The following is a 2,622-nucleotide window of genomic DNA, read 5'->3' as shown; positions in this document are numbered from 1 at the left end:
TTATCACCGGTGCATCATTAGCATCTCCATACAAAGAAACTGCATCAATATAGATATGATCATATCCAGTATTATTTACATGATCGTAAAATAATTTAATTTCATTCACTGTATGTTGTAAATTGAGGTTATTTAAACCTAAAACCTGTGTCACAGGCCCTGTATCAATATTATTTACAGCATAACTAATATCATAATTAATGTTTATTAATTCTGCTGAGTTAAAAACTGTAGTTTCACCTGTAATATTATTTTTTATCTCCATTTTATATAAAGTTCCAGAGGCTCTTCTTTCATAAATATTTATTTCCTGTGCATGAACTTCAGTTTGATAAGTTAATGTTATTTCTTGATCAAGAGGATCATTAGATTGAGCGCTAGACCAATATGCACCATTAAAAGCACCCGTTGCCTGATGATCTCCCCAAGTAGTCGAATTAAATTCAGAGGTAGCTGTTGCTGTTTGAGCCCATTGTACTACATAATCATAATTACTATAAAAATAAGCGGCACCAGCATCCCCCCCTTTTGTATCTTCTAAATATGCTCCAACTACTATTGTTTCTCCATATTTATCCATCCCTGTATTACCAACAGTTATAGTTCCAAAAGCGTCTATACTCCCACCAAAATAGTCTGATGCTTGAGCATCTGAAGCTGTAATATGCTGTACAGTGCTATCTTTAAATTTATTCTCTGTTGTTAAAGAATATAAATATACTGATCCTGAGTCTGCTGGAGAGCTATCTCCAGGTGCTGAATCGCCATCTCCAGGGGCTCCTACTAACAATTTCTTACCATCATATGATAATGTTACCGTTGTTCCAAAAAGATCTGATGCAGCAGCGTCTGATGCTTTTATTTTTTCGAGTTCACTCCAAACACTACCATTATAGGTGTATATATACACAGCCCCAGAATCTAAAGGAACACCCTCTTCTAGATGAGTACCTTCTAGGTAACTACCAACAGCGATTTTTGTTCCATCTCCAGAAATACTGACACTAACACCAAAAACATCAGATGCTTCCTTATCAGAGGCTTCAAGTTGCGCCATTTGACTCCAAGAAGAACCATTATAGTTAAAAACATATGCTCTACCACTATCAGTAGGAGTATCTTCATACATTGAACTTACCACTGCTCTTGTACCATCTGAAGATAAAGATACACTACTCCCAAAATGTGAATGATCAATGGCGCTAGGATTATCTATTTTTACAATTTTATCCCAAGTTGAACCATTTTTTTCATAAAAATAAACAGCACCAGTCTCCACTCCAACACCAGTTGCTGTAACTGCAATCATACTTTCATCATCTGAAATATCCACATCAAAACCAAATCGGTCTTCTGCTACTTTATCATCAGCAATTATTTTTTGGAGTTGCTTCCACTCACTATCATTATCATCATAGCCATATATGTATACAGCTCCTGTATTCGTATCAGATATTGAATGATCATGCCCAGGTGATCCCACAACAATGATATTGCCATCTTCGGAAATGGCTAGACCCGTACTAAAATAATCATATTCATCATCAGAGGCTTTTATCTTTTGAACTTCAAGCCATTTAGTTCCTATTTTCTTAAAAATATAGATACTTCCTGAATCATTAGGGCCATCTTCACGCTTTGCACTGATAACAGCGATATTTCCATCACTAGAAATCAGTGCACTTTCACCAAAATAATCCGCTGCAGCTCCATCAGAAGCATATACTATTTTTTCATTCTCACTAATATCAAGTAATGTAGTATAGTTCTCGAATTTCAATATAGACATAGATTCAATGTCTAAAGAGTATTCAAGATTACTATCTCCATCTATATCGCCTGCACCAGTAGGATTATCAGAGGAAGCGATATCAGCAGAAGTATATTTTTTCAAACTATCAATAAAACTTTTACCTTCATTACCCTCGGCAACATTACAACCATAAAATAATATATCACCCTCCGCTGTTAACGCATCTCCCCATTGCTGTAACTCTGACTGATAAGCTGTTAAATTTGTTTCATTTAGGTAAACATTGCCTAACTGTAATTCAGCTTGCGCTCCATGTGAAACAATATGAACTGCATCCAAATCTGTATATTTAGTTAAAACTTCTGCAATACGATCTACCCCATCTTGATCTGGCAAAATAACTTCTATTGCTGAAGTGCGTGAAATACTTTCAATTAAAATATGTGGATCTTTGACACGTGCATCAATAATCACAACTTCCTTGAACTGACTATAATCTGTCTGAAACCCTTCCGAGTTTTCTTCAATCGCTTGCAATAAACTATCTGTTGCATGTGCTTGTTCATTTTGCTCAATCGCATTAAGAATATAAGCTTGCTCTTGTTCAGACACACCATCAGCAAGATCAACCGTTTCAATTGCTGCACCATCAAACATAAACCGTGGTTCAAGCTCTTGTAAAAGGGATGGATATTCATAGGATAAATATTCATTATTAGGACTATATTCTTTTTTTGTATTAAGTGATATAAGAATATCTCTTACTTTTTGATATGACTTTTTAAAATACAACATAGCCAGCACCTCTGTTATTAACATTAATTAATGCAACATAATCTTCCTACAGCGCCTCTGTACACGATGATTTT

The 2,622-nt window shown here is 35.2% G+C and carries 1 protein-coding gene; it reads right to left on the bottom strand.

What is annotated here, in order from left to right; translation table 11 throughout:
* On the bottom strand, nt 1–2,572 hold a 2,572-nt coding region (locus DNK85_RS06050; protein ID WP_119328683.1), incomplete at its 3' end, for a DUF4347 domain-containing protein.
* Nucleotides 2,573–2,622: the final 50 nt, after the last annotated feature.

The organism is Cysteiniphilum halobium, assembly GCF_003574425.1.
Taxonomy (GTDB): domain Bacteria; phylum Pseudomonadota; class Gammaproteobacteria; order Francisellales; family Francisellaceae; genus Caedibacter; species Caedibacter halobius.
This window is presented reverse-complemented; position numbering and strand designations above follow the sequence as displayed.